This window comes from Oleiphilus sp. HI0061, from assembly GCF_001635675.1.
This window is the reverse complement of the sequence record NZ_LWFE01000244.1, coordinates 1-1,043: the sequence shown is the minus strand read 5'-3', so window position 1 is coordinate 1,043 and position 1,043 is coordinate 1. Positions and strand designations below refer to the sequence as shown.

Below are 1,043 nucleotides of genomic sequence, written 5' to 3'. Positions count from 1 at the left end.
TTAGCCTGCTCTCGCCATGGTTTAATGTGCGGCGCACTTAGGTGATCATTTAAGCTCTCACGATTCGGCCACAACTCTGAAAAACGAATTAAGCCCTTATCGAATGGATCTTCCGCAACATCGTACGCAATGCATCCATCATTTTCGTGAGTGCTACGAACTAAAGCATTTAAGTGTGGTAATACTTTTTCGGTATTATCTGGAGGAAACCTTAATGATCCAAATACTGCTACTTTTGCTTTCATTGAACTTCCTTATTCATTCGTTTAATTTTAAAGAGGAGATGGGCCTCTTAATACTTTAATTAACTTTCCAGTTGTACTCTCAAAGTTATGACCACAATTAGAGCAAATGGTATTAGCTTTGTTTCTATGATTCGTAAAGATACGACTAACTAATAACCCGATTAGAATTAAAACAACTAATACAACAACAATGCTCAAAGTTCTTTACTCAATTGCCGACTTCCCTTATTGCATTTAGACATAATGACTCCCCACTAAAGAGTGCTGACCTCCAATTCGTGGGTTAGCAAAGGCCGAGCCATATTATAGTTGTTACGCTATAAATTAGAGGCCAGCACCATGCAAAAAGATAACATACTATTTATTGGTTTAGATACTCACAAAGAACAAACTCAAGTCGCTTATACCCTTGATTACCGTACCTCAGAAGTTATCGACCTAGGCCGCATTCAGTCCACCAAAGCAGGCTTTGTAAAACTTGCTCGACAATTACAATCGAAATACCCGCATGCGACACTTCACTTTGTCTATGAAGCAGGCCCTTGTGGTTATTGGATTTATCGACTTCTCACCAGCCTTGGTCACTGCTGTTTCTTAGTCGCGCCATCTCTCATCCCCAAGAAACCTGGTGAGCGAGTGAAGACAGATAAACGAGACGCTCAGAAACTCGCTCGACTACTGAAGAACAATGACCTTGACCCAATCTACGTACCTGAACCCGAAGATGAAGCGGTGCGTGACTTATCTCGCGCACGAGAAGCAGCCATGCGAGATTTAAACGATGCGAAGCATCAACTT

Annotated in this window: 2 protein-coding genes; one reads left to right on the top strand and one right to left on the bottom strand. The window is 41.5% G+C overall.

What is annotated here, in order from left to right:
- Positions 1-245 (bottom strand): putative quinol monooxygenase (locus tag A3735_RS03030; RefSeq protein ID WP_068637571.1); only part of this gene is annotated, 245 nt, incomplete at its 3' end.
- A gap of 339 nt (positions 246-584) precedes the next feature.
- On the opposite strand from A3735_RS03030, the gene A3735_RS03025 reads away from it, so the two are divergent.
- Positions 585-1,043 (top strand): transposase (locus A3735_RS03025; protein WP_156499361.1); only part of this gene is annotated, 459 nt, incomplete at its 3' end.